General features: G+C 66.7%; 15 protein-coding genes. 9 read left to right on the top strand and 6 right to left on the bottom strand.

The features are described from left to right. Positions 1-11 precede the first annotated feature (11 nt). On the bottom strand, positions 12-1328 hold the full coding sequence (locus QBJ89_RS00880) for an MFS transporter (protein ID WP_277978656.1): 1317 nt from the start codon (positions 1326-1328) through the stop codon (positions 12-14). Positions 1329-1441: 113 nt separating this feature from the next. Here QBJ89_RS00880 and QBJ89_RS00875 point away from each other — a divergent pair, with 113 nt between their 5' ends. From QBJ89_RS00875 to QBJ89_RS00865, 3 genes are read left to right on the top strand one after another with little or no spacing between them, the layout of a single operon-like run. Beyond that, on the top strand, positions 1442-2335 hold the full coding sequence (locus tag QBJ89_RS00875) for a cupin domain-containing protein (protein ID WP_277978655.1): 894 nt from the start codon (positions 1442-1444) through the stop codon (positions 2333-2335). 20 nt (positions 2336-2355) lie between these two features. Then, positions 2356-2772, top strand: a complete 417-nt coding sequence (locus QBJ89_RS00870) for a hypothetical protein (protein WP_277978654.1) — start codon at positions 2356-2358, stop codon at positions 2770-2772. A 2-nt stretch (positions 2773-2774) separates the two neighbouring features. Beyond that, positions 2775-3773: an SMP-30/gluconolactonase/LRE family protein gene (locus QBJ89_RS00865; RefSeq protein WP_277978653.1), complete on the top strand. Its 999-nt coding sequence runs from the start codon at positions 2775-2777 to the stop codon at positions 3771-3773. Between the two features lie 240 nt (positions 3774-4013). On the opposite strand, the gene QBJ89_RS00860 is transcribed toward QBJ89_RS00865, so the two are convergent. After that, entirely contained in the window at positions 4014-4271 is a 258-nt protein-coding gene (locus QBJ89_RS00860) for a hypothetical protein (protein WP_277978652.1), read from the bottom strand. A 68-nt stretch (positions 4272-4339) separates the two neighbouring features. On the opposite strand from QBJ89_RS00860, the gene QBJ89_RS00855 reads away from it, so the two are divergent. Then, entirely contained in the window at positions 4340-5155 is an 816-nt protein-coding gene (locus QBJ89_RS00855) for a TrmH family RNA methyltransferase (protein ID WP_277978651.1), read from the top strand. 67 nt (positions 5156-5222) lie between these two features. Further along, entirely contained in the window at positions 5223-5558 is a 336-nt protein-coding gene (locus QBJ89_RS00850; RefSeq protein WP_277978650.1) for a hypothetical protein, read from the top strand. A gap of 555 nt (positions 5559-6113) precedes the next feature. On the opposite strand, the gene QBJ89_RS00845 is transcribed toward QBJ89_RS00850, so the two are convergent. Next, the gene (locus QBJ89_RS00845; protein WP_277978649.1) at positions 6114-8768 is read right to left on the bottom strand and encodes a sensor domain-containing diguanylate cyclase; all 2655 of its coding nucleotides are present in this window, start codon (positions 8766-8768) and stop codon (positions 6114-6116) included. 429 nt (positions 8769-9197) lie between these two features. On the opposite strand from QBJ89_RS00845, the gene QBJ89_RS00840 reads away from it, so the two are divergent. Then, positions 9198-9872 (top strand): SOS response-associated peptidase, encoded by a 675-nt coding sequence (locus tag QBJ89_RS00840; protein ID WP_277978648.1) that lies wholly within the window; start codon positions 9198-9200, stop codon positions 9870-9872. A 692-nt stretch (positions 9873-10564) separates the two neighbouring features. On the opposite strand, the gene QBJ89_RS00835 is transcribed toward QBJ89_RS00840, so the two are convergent. Together QBJ89_RS00835 and QBJ89_RS00830 are read right to left on the bottom strand one after the other, a co-directional pair. Then, positions 10565-10843 carry a hypothetical protein gene (locus QBJ89_RS00835; RefSeq protein WP_277978647.1) on the bottom strand — a complete coding sequence of 93 codons (279 nt, stop codon included), beginning with the start codon at positions 10841-10843 and terminating at the stop codon, positions 10565-10567. A gap of 379 nt (positions 10844-11222) precedes the next feature. Next, complete coding sequence (locus tag QBJ89_RS00830) at positions 11223-11429, bottom strand: cold-shock protein (RefSeq protein WP_277978646.1); 207 nt, start codon at positions 11427-11429, stop codon at positions 11223-11225. Positions 11430-11668: 239 nt separating this feature from the next. On the opposite strand from QBJ89_RS00830, the gene QBJ89_RS00825 reads away from it, so the two are divergent. Both QBJ89_RS00825 and QBJ89_RS00820 read left to right on the top strand, forming a co-directional pair. Beyond that, positions 11669-12193, top strand: coding sequence for a replication protein A (locus QBJ89_RS00825; RefSeq protein ID WP_277978645.1), 525 nt, complete (start codon positions 11669-11671; stop codon positions 12191-12193). 178 nt (positions 12194-12371) lie between these two features. After that, positions 12372-12686, top strand: coding sequence for a hypothetical protein (locus QBJ89_RS00820; RefSeq protein WP_277978644.1), 315 nt, complete (start codon positions 12372-12374; stop codon positions 12684-12686). A gap of 38 nt (positions 12687-12724) precedes the next feature. Here QBJ89_RS00820 and QBJ89_RS00815 read toward each other — a convergent pair whose 3' ends face one another. Beyond that, positions 12725-12928, bottom strand: a complete 204-nt coding sequence (locus QBJ89_RS00815) for a hypothetical protein (protein ID WP_277978643.1) — start codon at positions 12926-12928, stop codon at positions 12725-12727. 256 nt (positions 12929-13184) lie between these two features. Between QBJ89_RS00815 and QBJ89_RS00810 the strand changes: the two genes are divergently transcribed. Further along, entirely contained in the window at positions 13185-13409 is a 225-nt protein-coding gene (locus QBJ89_RS00810; RefSeq protein WP_277978642.1) for a hypothetical protein, read from the top strand. The last annotated feature ends 56 nt before the right edge of the window (positions 13410-13465 follow it).

Here is a 13465-nt window from a genome sequence, read left to right as displayed (position 1 = left end):
CTGTTGTGTCACTATGCCGCGACGACCGCGGGATCATGGCTCGGCGTGCGTTCGGCGCCGATCAGCCGGCGCGGGTCGACCATCGCCCAGGCCGCGATGCCGAGCACCACCACGCCCGCGCCGGTGCCGAACGCCGCCGCCCAGCCGTAGCGCGCCGCGATCCATGGCGTCAGCGAGGCGGTCATCGCGCCGCCGACCTGGCAGCCGACGTTCATCAGCCCCGACACCACGCCGGTGTGACGCCCCGCGATATCCGCGGTGACCGACCAGAAGGAGCTTTGCGACAGGTAGATCGCGCCGCCGCCCAGCGCGAGCGTCAGCACCGCGAGTGGTGCGCTATCGACCTGCGAGCCGATCAGCAGGAACAAGGCGGTCAGCGCGAAGGACAGCATCGCCAGCCCCGATCGTCCCCAATAGAGGCCGTGCCGCCGCGACACCGCGTCGTTGATCACGCCACCGGCGAGGCAGCCGACCGTCATCGCCAGGAACGGCGCCATGCCGAACAGCGCGCTCGACTTCAGATCCAGCCCGCGCGCCTCGGCGAGGTAGATGAAGAACCAGCTGAAGAAGATCCAGATGACATAGCCGAACGCGAAATAGCTGAGAAACAGCCCCCATACCGCGCGGCTCGCCAGGATCGCGCGCCACGGGATCGGCCCGGCTGCGCTCTCGAGCGCGTCGGGCAGCCCCGACTCGATGTGCGCCAGCTCGGCCGCGTTCACCGCTGAATGGTCCTGCGGCCGATCGCGCGCGACGGTGAACCACACGATCGCCGCGACCAGCCCGATCAGCGCGCAGACGTAGAAGGACGCGCGCCAGCCGCCGTACGCGACCACCGCGCTGATCAGCGGCGGCGTCAGTCCCGAGCCCGCGCCGACGCCCGCGAAAATGAGGCCATTGGCCTTGCCGCGCTCCTGCGCCGGCACCCAGCGCGAGACGAACTGATTGCCCGAGGGATAGACCGCCGCCTCGCCGATGCCGAGGCCGAAGCGGACCAGCATCAGCAGCGTGATCGCGTGCGCGCTGCCGGGCGGCACCCAGGCGGTGGCCACGCTGAACACGCCCCACCACAGCAGGGCGAGCGTCAGCAGCCGGCGCGGTCCGATCCGCGCCGCCAGCCATCCCGCGGGCACTTGGAATGCCGCATAGCCGATCAGGAAGGCGCTGAAGACCCAGCCGAGCCGGATCTGGTCGATCGCATACTCCTGCCGCATCTGCACGCCGGCAACCGAGATATTGGTGCGATCAAGGAAGGCGATTGCGCTGATGACGAACAGCATCGCCACCAGTTTCACCCGGACGTTGCTCCGCCCCGCTCCCGTCATCATCGCTCTCCCGGACGAGCGGCGTCGGCACCGCATTATATCCTATATGATTCTGTGTAGAGCCGTTGTAAGCGTGCGTAAAGCCCGGCGAAGTCGGGCGCGACGGGGAGGAACAGGTGAAGGCGACCGGATCGCTCGCACGCCGCGCGGCGCTGCTCACGCTGGCGCTGGCCGGCTCCGCTACGGCACAGCAGGCACCCGCGCCGCGGCCGCTTGCGGCGCGCATCGGCCACACCGACCCGACCCGCTATCGCCAGCTTGCCAAGGTGCACGATGGCGCGGGGACCATGGCCTTCGCGCCGCTGCTCGGTGCCGACGCGCTCTCGACCAACCTGATCTTCGTCCACCGCGGCGTGATCGCGCCACACAGCGGGATCGGGCAGCATTTCCACCACCAGTGCGAGGAAATGTTCGTCATCCTCGACGGCGAGGCGCAGTTCACCGTCGACGGCCGCACCGCCACGATCGCGGGACCGGCGGCCGTGCCCGACCGGATGGGCCATGCGCACGCGCTGTACAACGCCTCGGACCGGCCGGTGCAGTGGCTCAACATCAACGTCGGCCAGACGAAGCGCTACGACAATCTCGACCTCGGCGACTCGCGCGAGGGCGCCCCGCTCGATCGCATCGCGCAGTTCGCCGCGGTGACATTCGACCGCGACAAGCTGAAGCCGCAGGGGACCACGCGCGTGCGCCGGCTGCTCGGGCCCGAGGTCTTCACCACGCCGTGGGCGTTCGTCGACCATGTGCTGGTGCCCCCCGGTGCCGCGCTCGACGGCGCTGCCGCGCCGGGCATCAGCGAGATGGTCTATGTCATCGCCGGCGCGGGCGAGGCGATGGTCGCCGGCGAGCGCGCCGCGCTACGCGCCGGCGACGCGCTTCCGGTCGAGGTCGGCACCGCGCGTACGCTGCGCGCCACCGGCGCCGCACCGCTCGAGCTAATGGTGATCGGCGTCGCGCGCGATCTCGCCGCGAAGGCCGCCTACGCCGCTTCGCTTCCCCCACGCTGACCCTCGGAGAGGACCTGCCGATGCAACGCCGCTCGCTCCTGCAACTGATCGCCGCGCTAGGTGCCGGCTCGGCCCTGCCCGGCGCTACGCGCGCCGCCGCGCCGACGCGCAAGCCGATCGTGCTCTACTGCGACCTCGCCGTCGACCCGGCGCGCGAGCAGGAGATGCTCGATGCCTTCCACCAGCATTTCCTGCCCGCCGCGCAGAGCTTCCGCGGTCGCGGCTTCATCGACCTCAAGATGCTCAAGCTCCGTACGGTGATCCAAGGCCAGCCCGCGCCGCCCGCTGGGGTGAACTATCGCTTCCAGCTCACCTACGAGAGCGAGGAGCAGCGTCAGGTCTGGATCCACTCGGCCGTGCACCAGCGCAATTGGCCGCTGATCGAGCGCACCGTGCTCAACCGCGACTATCTCGTTCTGCTGACCGACGCGGTGTGAGCATGCGGATCGCTCCCCTGCTCGCCGCCGCGCTGCTCGCGCCGCTCGCGCTCCACGCCCCCGTCGTCGCGCAGCAGAGTGGCGCGCGCGTCGAGCGACTCGATCCCGCGCTGGACGCGCTGGTCGCGCCGGGCACGCCGGTCGAGCAAGTCGCGACCGGCTTCGGCTTCACCGAGGGCCCGCTGTGGCACGACGGCCGGCTATGGTTCTCCGACGTCAGCGGCGACACGCTGCGCGCGGTCGACCCGTCCGGTCGCGTCGAGGAGCTGATCGCCAACGCCGGCGGCCTCCCCAACCCGCCGGCGGGCAAGAGCATCGGTCCCAACGGGATGGTACCCGATCGCGACGGCAGCGTGCTGATGGCGCAGATGGGCGCGCGCCGCATCGTGCGCGTCGGCGCCGATCGCCGTGTCACGCCGGTGATCGCCGAATATCGCGGCAAGCGGCTCAACAGCCCCAACGATCTCGTCGTCGCCGCGGACGGCGCGTTGTGGTTCACCGACCCGCCGTTCGGCCTCTACAACGGCATGGACAGCGATCCCGCCAAGCAGCTGCCGTACAACGCGGTGTTCCGCTACGCCGGCGGCACGCTGACGCCGTTGATCACCGACCTGAAGCTTCCTAACGGCATCGGCTTCTCACCCGACGGACGCACGTTGTACGTCACCGATTATGGTCCGCCGGGCATGATCTACGCCTACAAAGTCGGGCGCGGCGGGACGCTGTCGGGGCGACGCGTGCTGATCAGCTTTCCCGCGGGCGGGGCCGGCGGCGCGGACGGGCTCAAGGTCGATCGCCGCGGCAACGTCTGGGCGACCGGCCCGGGCGGCATCCGCGTGATCTCGCCTACGGGCAAGGTGCTCGGCCGTATCGTGCTGCCCGAGGTCGCCGCCAACCTTGCCTTCGCAGGTGACGGGCACACGCTCTACATCACGGCGTCGAGCAGCGTCTACCGCCTGCGGACGATGGTGGCGGGGGTGCTGCCGCGCTACGCGCACTAGCCGGTGCGGCCGCCCCGCTCCCGACCTCGGCCCCTCGCGTCATCAAGTCAGGTGTCGGGCGTGGTCCACAGGGGAAGCGTAGGCGGCGCGCGTTGGCGATCGACCCAAAAGCGGCGATGTCCGCCGCGCGATCGATCCTGAGAGGAGTTCAGGACGACGCCAGAAGAACCAGGCGCGCCAGGATCACGAAGGTACGCCCCGCCGGCGTTCGGCACCGCCTCCGCCTCCGCCTGGGTTCGCTCACAACCCGATCGTGTCGAGCGCGGCGGCGAGCTCGGCGTCGATCGTCTCGCCTTGCCGCGGCGTCAGCCGATTGAGCGCGGTTTGTACGCGGCGCTGCGCCACCTGTAACGTCTTGTGCCGTACCGCGCGCACCTGGTTGGTCCGCCCCGATCGGCTCTCGCCCAGCAGCGCAGCCCATTTCTCCTCCTCCGCCGCAAGGAGGGCGAGTGCGAGCCGGAGGCCGTCGCGCTGGCCCCGCGCGTGATCGTCACTCATCCGCCGTCGCTCCGTTATGGCGCTGGCCGAGAGTGGCACGCAGCGCCCGATGCTGTACGGGCAACGCCGTGCCCCAGTTGATCCCGATCGTCGACCCCGCCGACCCGCGCGTCGAGCCCTATCGCGACATACGCGAGCGCGATTTGGTTGGACGGCGCGGCTTGTTCGTCGCCGAGGGCGTTGTCGTGCTCGAGAAGCTGGTGGAGAGCGCGACGCATCGCGCGACCTCGCTGCTGATCGCCGACAAGCGCGCGGGGGCGCTCTCACCGCTGCTGGCGCGGCTGCCCGCGGACACGCCGGTCTATCTCGCCGCCCCGCGCGTGCTCGACGCCGTCGCCGGCTTCCCGCTCCACCGCGGCGTGCTCGCGATCGGGCAGCGCAGCGCGGACCTGCCCGCCGATGCGCTGCTGGGCGGCGCAACGCCACCGCGCGACGTGCTGCTGCTGAGCGGCATCGCCAACCATGACAACATGGGCGGGATCTTCCGCAACGCCGCGGCCTTCGGCGTGGGCGCGGTGTTGCTCGACGCCGACTGCTGCGACCCGCTCTATCGTAAAGCCATCCGCGTCTCGGTCGGCGCCGCGTTGACCGTGCCGTTCGCGCGCCTCCGACGCGACGAGGACGCACTCGCGCTGCTGGCACGCTTCGGCGTCGAGGCGGTCGCGCTCAGCCCCGCGGGTGCGACCGCGCTGCCGGCATGGCGACCCGCGCCGCGCAGCGCGGTGCTGCTCGGTGCCGAGGGACCGGGGCTGGCGCCGACACTGATGGCGCGGTCGCGCACGCTGCGAATCGCGATGGCGGCGGGGTTCGATTCGCTCAACGTCGCGACCACCTCCGGGATCGTGCTCCACCATCTCGCCACGGCGCGCGCCGGCGGGGCGTAGCGTTATGGGGCGACGCGGCGCGGCGCAGCGTTGCCGAGCCGCGCCGGTGCGGCATAAGTCTCGTCCCATGAGTATCCTGTGTAGCCTCGGCCTGCACCGCTGGCAGAGCCACCCGACCCTGCGCCCAGGCACCACCGTCCATCGCTGCGCCTGGTGCGGCACGCGCGCGCTGACCCACGGCGGGCGGCAGCGGCGGCGCAAGCGAATCTTCTTCGGCGCGGCGCTGCTCGTCTCGGCGGGGATGTGGTTTGTCGGCTACAACCTGCTGGTGCACGGCCGCACGCGCGTGCTCCACACCGCCTCGACCTCGGCGCGCAAGGTGGCGACCGCGGCGTCACACGGGCGCAACGCGGTGCATCGGATCGAGGGCGATCGCGGCAGCTACGTCGAGGGCAAGGACTGAGGCGCGTGAGGAAGCGATCGCGCCGCGCGACTCACGAGCGGGATCGCGCCGGTCTGGCGGATCAGCTGATGCGGGTACGGCAGAACGGCCGTGAAGGCCGTTCCAGCAGCGCTTCAACAGCTTACCTTCGGAACGCTCGCGGCGGCACCGGTCAGCAGAAGAGGGACTCCGGCGACATGCCTGCCGCCCACGCCAGACCGCGCTGGCCAACACGGAAATCTCGGTCGCGTCGCGACGACCAAAGCTCCGGGGAAGGCCATTAAGCGGTATTCCGCTGCGGCAGCGGCGGCAGATAGACGAACGGCTATGCTTCTTTTCACCGTCCGCTTAGTGCTCTCGAAACAATTCCTGCTCAACGTGCCGATCATCACAACGGACGCGTTCTGATGGAAGAGGAATTGGCAGATTTTTAAGTCACTTAGATCGCAAGATCTAACGAGATCAATGAGGCGCTTATACGAAGCTTGGATACTCCGCTCGTCCATTTTGGTTCGTCTTAAAAGGCGCATGACATGGCTCGTGAACTGCGGACGGCGCGATCATCGGCCGCTGGGGTCAAGATGCCAGCGCCAATGGCGCCGACAACATGCCGGCTCCGGCGCGGTTGGCCCGCAGGAACTGGTCGACCATGGTGCCCGCGAGAGGGCGCCCGAGCAGATACCCCTGCACGTGCGTGCAGCCGAGCGATACGAGCATCCGCATCTGCTCCTCGGTTTCGACCCCTTCGGCGACGACGCCCATGCCGAGCGTCTGACCCACCTGCGTGACGGCGCGGATGATCGCCTGGGCGGCCAGGGCGGTCGGCGCCGTCTCGACGAAGGAGCGGTCGATCTTGACCTTGTCGAACGGGAAGCGCTGAAAATAGCTGAGCGACGAATATCCCACGCCGAAGTCGTCCATCAGGATCTGGATGCCGATGGCGCGCAGTTCCTCGAGCTGCTGGAAGGTGCGCTCGACGTCGCGGATCAATAGCCCCTCGGTCACTTCCAGCTGCAGCCGCCCTGCCCGCAAGCCGCTCGCCGCGAGCACGCTCCGCACGGTCTCGCACAGGCGGCCCGTCTGGAATTGAAGCGGCGACAGGTTGACCGCTACCGAGACATTGTCCGGCCAGGACCGCGCGGCGTCGCACGCGTGGCGCAGCACGCTGCTGCCGAGCGCTTCGACGAGCCCGCACTCCTCCGCCAGCACGATGAATTCGGAGGGTGGGATCGGCCCCTTGGTGGGATGGTGCCAGCGCGCCAGCGCCTCGAAACTGGTGACCAGCCGCGATTCTGTCGAGAAGACAGGCTGGAAGGCGACGTCGATCGAGTCTTGCTCCAGCGCGAGGCGCAGCGCGTGTTCCAGGCGTCGGCGCTCGCGCAGCGCGGCGTCGAGTACAGCGTCGTAGAAGCACGTCGAGCCGCGCCCGCTCTCCTTGGCGCGATACAGCGCCAGATCGGCAGCCTGCCGCACCTCGATCGAAGTATCGCCATCGGTGGGGTAGGCCGCGCCGCCGATGCTGCATCCCACGTAGGCGAGTGCACGGGTTGTGGTGATCGGTTCCTCCAGCACGGCGACGATCTCGGACGCCAGCGCTCGCGCGCGATCAGGGGCGTCGTGGCCGATCAGGAGCAACACGAACTCGTCACCGCCTACGCGGGCGACAACGTCGCCGGCGCTGACGACGCGGCCCAGCCTGACACCGACCTCGACGAGCACCTCGTCGCCGGCCAGGTGGCCGAACTGATCGTTGACCGACTTGAAGCGATCGAGGTCGATGCTGAGCACGGTGAAGGGAGTCAACGTGGCGACGAGATTGTCGATCCGCGCGACGAAACCGCCGCGGTTCCTTAATCCGGTGAGCGAGTCATATTCCGCGAGACGCCGCACTTCCGCCTGTGCGCGCCGCGCCTCCGTCATATCCTCTGTCATGCCGAGCAGCAGGCGCTTGCCACCGGGCGGCGCGTCGATCACGAGCCGCTTGGTACGCAAACTGTAACGCTGCCCGTCCGCGCGAACATACTCGCTCTCGAAAATGTGCACGCCGGGTCGCGTCTCGGCGGCGCGGTCGCGCGCCTCATAGGCCTCGCCCTGGCCGGGGAAGAGCTCGCTGTCGGTGCGGCCGACGAAGTCGCACTGCGGCCGCCCAGCGATCTCGGCGCCAGCCTTGTTCATCAACAGGTAGCGCTGATCCTCGGCGTTCTTGACGAACAGCATGGCAGGCAGGTTCTCGATCACTGTGTCGAGGAACAACCGCGCTTGCTCGCGCTCATGCTCGAGCAGCTTGCGCGAGGAAATGTCGCGCACGATCGCGGCGAACGCCACCGTCGCGCCGTCGTGCCAGCGCCCCAGCGACAGCTCGATCGGGAACGTGCTGCCATTCGCACGAAGCCCGACCAGCTCGACCGGCGTTCCCTGGAGCGTCATCGCGCCGCCCGCCGCGGCGCGAGCGAAACCAGCGGCATGCGCTTCGCGGAAGCCCTCGGGCATGATCAAGCTCAGCGGCGACCCGATGGCGCTTTCGGCGGCGTGCCCGAACATGCTTTCAGCAGCGGCGTTCCAATAGGTGATCCGCCCACCAGCGTCGGCGCACAGGATCGCGTCGGAGGTGACGTCGGCCACCTTCGCGGCCATGCGGCCGATCTGTCGAAAGCGCGTGCTCTCCATGCGTTCGACGATCATGCCGGCAAGACTCAGCAGAGCGTCCTCCTCAGCCGCGGTCAGTCCGTCGCGCGGCGCCGTGTCGAAGACGCACAATCGACCCACGCAGGCGCCTGTCGGAGCCACGATCAACGGTGCGCCGGCGTAGAAGCGAACCGCGTCTTCGCCCGCGATCAACGGGTTCGCGGCACAACGCGGGTCGAGATGCGTGTCAGGAATGACCAGCAGGTCGCCGCGGGTTATCTCGAGGCTACAGAAAGCGTGCTCGCGCGGCATCTCCTGAACCCCGACGCAGACGCGCGACTTGAGCCACGCACGATCGGCGTCCACCAGCGTGACAGCGGCGCTGCTCGTTCCGCAAGCGAAGGCCGCGAGCCGGGTGACGGCGTCGAAGCTGCCCTCGACCGGCGTATCGAGTAGGTTTAGACTCAGAAGGCTTGTGAGCCTCGTGGCTTCCGCTTGAGTGGCGCTCTCCCGCTGCTCCGTCATATGCCCGTTGTACGACCAAAAGACTGAAGTTTTCGTCACCGCCGCCGTCTTCCGCGCGTTCAAACGCCGCCGCTCCCGCATGCAACGTCCGTGGCAAACCGTTAAAGTTGGGGGCTTAACGAAGGACCGGGAACAAGCCGCTGACTGGTTGCGTCGTCGTCTTGGTGGAGGGCGATTACTTCACCACGGACGACGCAGCGGTGGCGCTGAGGTCAGCGGGGCAGTTATCCTGGCCGTCGTCCGACGGCCGACGGCGCGATGCATGTGCTAGACGAGTTTCAGCCATCGCATGCGGTGCTCGACCTCAACCTTGACGGGCAAGCGTCACGGAGCAAGTAGCTCGTTGGAGCAGCTTGTGGCCGACCTACTTTCTCTAGCGCGAGGCGAGCCAGTCGTCTGATCATTGTCGGCGTCGACGCGGCTGGCGATGTCATGCGTCGCCGTAAGGTCACCTACCGCCTCGCCTGAGGCTCGCACGCGGCGGCGGGATCAGCCTGCCACGGCGCTATGTTGCTGATAGCGCTGGGATCGTGCAGCCTGCCGACGATGTGCAACCGCTACCGCATGACCGAGGCGCAGATCGCGCTGGCAACGCGCTACGGCGTCGCCGTGCCCTTCCCGCCCGACCTCGAAGTTCCGCCGCCCGAGCTCTTCCCTGATCGCCCCGCCTATGTCGTGCGCGAGACCGACGCCGGACGCGCTCTCGACGCGATGACCTGGGGCTTCCCGCACCAGGTGCCGGGCAAGCGCATCGACAAGGCCACCGGCAAGCCTGCGCTGCTCACCAAGAAGATCACCAACGTCCGCAACTACACCTCGCCCTTCTGGCGCTCGGCGCTGGCCAACCCGCGGCGGCGCTGCCTGGTGCCGTTCACCGCCTTCAGCGAGTACGGCCAGCACCGCGCGACGGACGGCAAGCTCCCGCTCCACTGGTTCGCCGTGCCGAGCCGAGCGATCGTCAGCTTCGCCGGCGTGTGGCGCCCGACCGAGCAGGGCGCGGTGTTTGCCTTCCTGACGTGCGACCCCAATCCGCTGGTCGCGCCGATCCACCCCCGAGCAATGCCGGTGCTGCTCCACGAGGAGGACGAGGAGCGCTGGCTCAGCTGCCCGTTCAACGACGCGGTCACGCTGGCGCAGCCCTACCCGTCGCAGTTGATGGCGGTAGATTGTGATGCGATCTTCTGATCTTCAACTTTCGGCGATCGGAAGAAGGACGACCTTAGCCAGCCGCTCATTCGCGCGTTGGTAACCAACGACGCGTCAGATTGCCCGCGTAACGGCCTAGGAGATACGGCCTATTTTTTCGCGAGCGCTTGGAAAGATATTGAGCATAAGGAGCGTGGCGGTGTTATCTTTCTTGATCTGATTGCCCTCGTGACGATGACAAGTTCTGCTCTTGAGGGCTACGTTAACGCACTCGCACCCTGCAGATGGCGCATTGAGAGGCAAGACCGCAGAACTCGGGGTCGCCGTGCCGCTTTGTCCTATGGTAAGCATGCACGCGGCTGGTCGCCCCTGCCCGCTTTATGGTGAGTTTACGAACGATACGTCGCCCGAGAAGGCTCCTCGCCGTTGGACGCAGACCGACATTACGGCGCTTCGAAGCGGCATCCTGGCGGGTCATTCATCTGGTGAGTTGGCGCGAGCGCTCAGTCGAGAGATCGGCGACATCACGCGAATGGCCTCACGGCTTCATCTGACGCTGCGCTCTGAGGAGGTAACAAAAAGCTCTTCGCCATAAGCATTGCGATCGACGAGACCGACTTGGCTATGTCACCAGCGTGAGGTCGGGCTGACCGCAGACGCGCTCGCGATGCACGTCTGACAGGCCGACGCAGAACCGCGTAGACATTGCGGCAGTCATGCTGGCTGGCCAGCTAATCGATCTTGTCGGCGACTTCCGCGATTTCTCGGGCTGACAAGCCAACTTCCTCATCACGAAGGTGGCGGACCAGCTCGTCCACCTCGGCTGGGCTATAGCTGAGATCGAGCGTATCCATCTTGATTGACGTGGAGTAGCGTTGGTTGTGCGGCATCGCACCTACGATCGCCACGCACTCGGAAAGCGTACCCTGGAAAACGGGCTGCGACGTGGGTTTGCCGTCGTCATCGTTAACGTAAGCGCTCGCAGGTCCGCTCAGCGGATAGGTCGTCATGTCGGATCTCCGCTTACTCCGCGGTCCATGTGCGCTCTAGAGAGCCGGAAGCCTTCCGCGCGCGTCGCTCACTTGGCAGCAAAGTCGCCTGCGATGGCGCCGTGGTGCTGCTTCGCAAACGCTCGCGCCGCGTGGGCACTTTCGAAGTTTTCGGGTTGAAGCGTTGATGTGACTATTGGGTACTGCTGCGAGTTATAGCGCACCTCGCGAACAGTTATCCGAAAAGCGCCCTCCTCATCTTTAGCGATTAGGAAAGGTTTGGGAATGATCCTTGACATGGCGTACGTACCCGATCTTGAAGATTGCAAACCCTAGGTGAAAAGCGCACGGACGGCGCACACCTAGAAAAATGGCCGGGTTTTCACCCGGCCAAAACGCTTCAAGCTTCTTGTAGATTTACCGCCGAGGTCTTCCCCCGCCGGTCAGTCTCGAGCTCATAAGTGACCCGCTGATCCTTGTTCAGCGTATGCATGCCTGCACGCTCCACAGCGGAAATATGAACGAAGGCGTCATCGCCGCCCGTTTCAGGCGCGATGAAGCCATAGCCCTTGTCGCTGTTGAAAAACTTCACGGTACCAGTCGTCATAGCACGATCCTGTCCAATTATCGACGGGCATGCGCCAAAGCAGCGCATCCCGGCCTCGGTGATGCTCGAAAGGGACAAGGAGGCGACGACGTCAGCTCGTATATCCGTCACACGCGACGTCAGCCACACTCATATAGCGTCATTTCGCTCGATTGTAAGGGCCACTGACCTTTCGCCCGGTAAGCCAGCGATAGCTGCTCTTCGCAGCCATCCTCAACCCGCGCGGGGAGAGCTGAGCCGTGGCTACCAACGAGGGCAACGGCCCGCTCGGGCACTTCGCCATCGAGGTGCTGGACGAGACGACGCGGCTCATCGACCTTCGCACCGAACGAATCGACCCCCCGATCGACTATCTCACCGAGCGGCTACGGCGAACGCGCAGCGCGGTGCACGCCGCCTTGAAGCGGCTGCGCGCGCACGGCTTCCTCGACTGGATCCGCCGCTTCGCCCCACGTGAGGACGCCGAAACGTTCGGCCCGCACGTGCGCCAAATCAGCAACGCCTGTCGCCTGACGCTGCCGCGCTCGGCCGCCGAGCTGGTGCGTCGGCTGCTCGGCCGCTCGCCGCCATCCGACGACGACGTCACCCGGAGCCGCGAAGAGGAAGAGCGCGTCGCCGCGATGCTGGCGACGCTGTCGGCCGAGGAGCTGGGGCAGTTCCGCGGCGGCGACACCTCGCTGGGCCGCGAGCTTGCTCGCCTCGGGCGGGCGATCGACCGCGACGCGATACCGCCGGGTAGTCTGAACCCCGCACAGCGAGGATAAAGAGATGAGGAATGGCCTCGCTTAGGGCGAGGCCATGCGCTGATCTGATTGCCCCCGTGCCGCACGCGCGTGGCCCACGCCCCTCGACCGCTCAGCCGCGGCGGTCGAGCGTGACGGCTTGCGCCGCCCCGAGGCCGCCAGGAGGGCGGAGCAGGAACCGTGCCGGAGTTCCCGGATTGTGGCGCTCGCGGATGCGTCGATCCGCATCCTTCCTCATCACCGAAAGTGTGCCTCCTCCGCCGCCCGGAGGAGAGGTGCTTTACGGCTGCGCCGAAACCATCGCACCATCGGCGTCGGGCGCAACCTCGACGCGACCGAAATCCGCCCCGACGAGCGCCGCGATCTCGGCCTTAGCGTCGCGCGCCGCTGCGCTTACGGCATCACCCGCTCCCAGTCGCGCGCGCTGCCCGCCAACGACAATACGGGTGCTGGCGGAGCGGACGTGACGAGGCCGCGAATATCCGATGATGGCAGGAAAGCGGACGCCAAATGAAGCTTTCATCTGACGCGGGCAAGATTCCTCGAAGAGGATTATTCTTCATCAGGCCTCGGGTCAGGAGGTGCGCCCTCTCCCACCCGGCTAACAACGACGGTGACCTCAACGTCATCGCCACCATGTCGGTTCAGTACCTCGATCGACTCACCCCCATCCATCTTGACGTCGAGCGAACCCGCTAGGCTCACTTCTGTGAGCGCCGAAGCGATAACGGCCGTCACGTCCTTGATGTCGGCCATGCCAAATTCCTCAATCTAGTGGAATCGCTTGTTCAGTAGTCGCTTAGTTGTAGCGCATGTGACACAATTTTGCTCCGGCGCAATCAACAGTTTCGATATAGGCGCTTAGGCGCAAATATTTTCGACAGAGCGATCCCAGCGACGATGTCGCTCCTTGTATTCCAGAGTGCTGTACCCACATAGCGGATACCATGCGCTCTATCCGAGCTTCGCACGGCTGAGAGACCCTGCGCTCCCGCTCTGGTGGGAGACGAACGTGGATCTCAATTACATCCTCGCCCGTGAGCAGGTGTCCCTTTACAACGCCAGTATCGCTTCCGGTGGTCCGGCACGTATTGCCCATGAAGGGCTAGCGGCGGCTTACGGTCGACTTCTTGCGGGCCAATCATTCCCGAACCGCAAGCTGATGATTGAACCCGACCGCCTGCCGATTGTCGTTACAATCCAGCCTACCTTGCGCATCGGCGGTGAAGTCAAGTGAGTCGCGCCGTCAACGTCAATCTGACGGAAGCCGCGGTGCAAAAGCTGGCAATCGGC

It is taken from the genome of Sphingomonas phyllosphaerae, from assembly GCF_029623345.1.
Taxonomy (GTDB): Bacteria; Pseudomonadota; Alphaproteobacteria; order Sphingomonadales; family Sphingomonadaceae; genus Sphingomonas; species Sphingomonas phyllosphaerae_C.
The sequence above is the reverse complement of the archived record's forward strand: the minus strand, read 5'-3'. Positions and strand labels throughout refer to the sequence as shown.

Bases quoted from the DNA above. Each gene is read 5' to 3' on its own strand.
- QBJ89_RS00835 (WP_277978647.1), bottom strand. From the start codon at position 10,843: ATGACGACCTATCCGCTGAGCGGACCTGCGAGCGCTTACGTTAACGAT.
- QBJ89_RS00870 (WP_277978654.1), top strand. From the start codon at position 2,356: ATGCAACGCCGCTCGCTCCTGCAACTGATCGCCGCGCTAGGTGCCGGC.
- QBJ89_RS00850 (WP_277978650.1), top strand. From the start codon at position 5,223: ATGAGTATCCTGTGTAGCCTCGGCCTGCACCGCTGGCAGAGCCACCCG.
- QBJ89_RS00815 (WP_277978643.1), bottom strand. From the start codon at position 12,928: ATGGCCGACATCAAGGACGTGACGGCCGTTATCGCTTCGGCGCTCACA.
- QBJ89_RS00860 (WP_277978652.1), bottom strand. From the start codon at position 4,271: ATGAGTGACGATCACGCGCGGGGCCAGCGCGACGGCCTCCGGCTCGCA.
- QBJ89_RS00830 (WP_277978646.1), bottom strand. From the start codon at position 11,429: ATGACGACTGGTACCGTGAAGTTTTTCAACAGCGACAAGGGCTATGGC.
- QBJ89_RS00865 (WP_277978653.1), top strand. From the start codon at position 2,775: ATGCGGATCGCTCCCCTGCTCGCCGCCGCGCTGCTCGCGCCGCTCGCG.
- QBJ89_RS00845 (WP_277978649.1), bottom strand. From the start codon at position 8,768: ATGCGGGAGCGGCGGCGTTTGAACGCGCGGAAGACGGCGGCGGTGACG.
- QBJ89_RS00880 (WP_277978656.1), bottom strand. From the start codon at position 1,328: ATGATGACGGGAGCGGGGCGGAGCAACGTCCGGGTGAAACTGGTGGCG.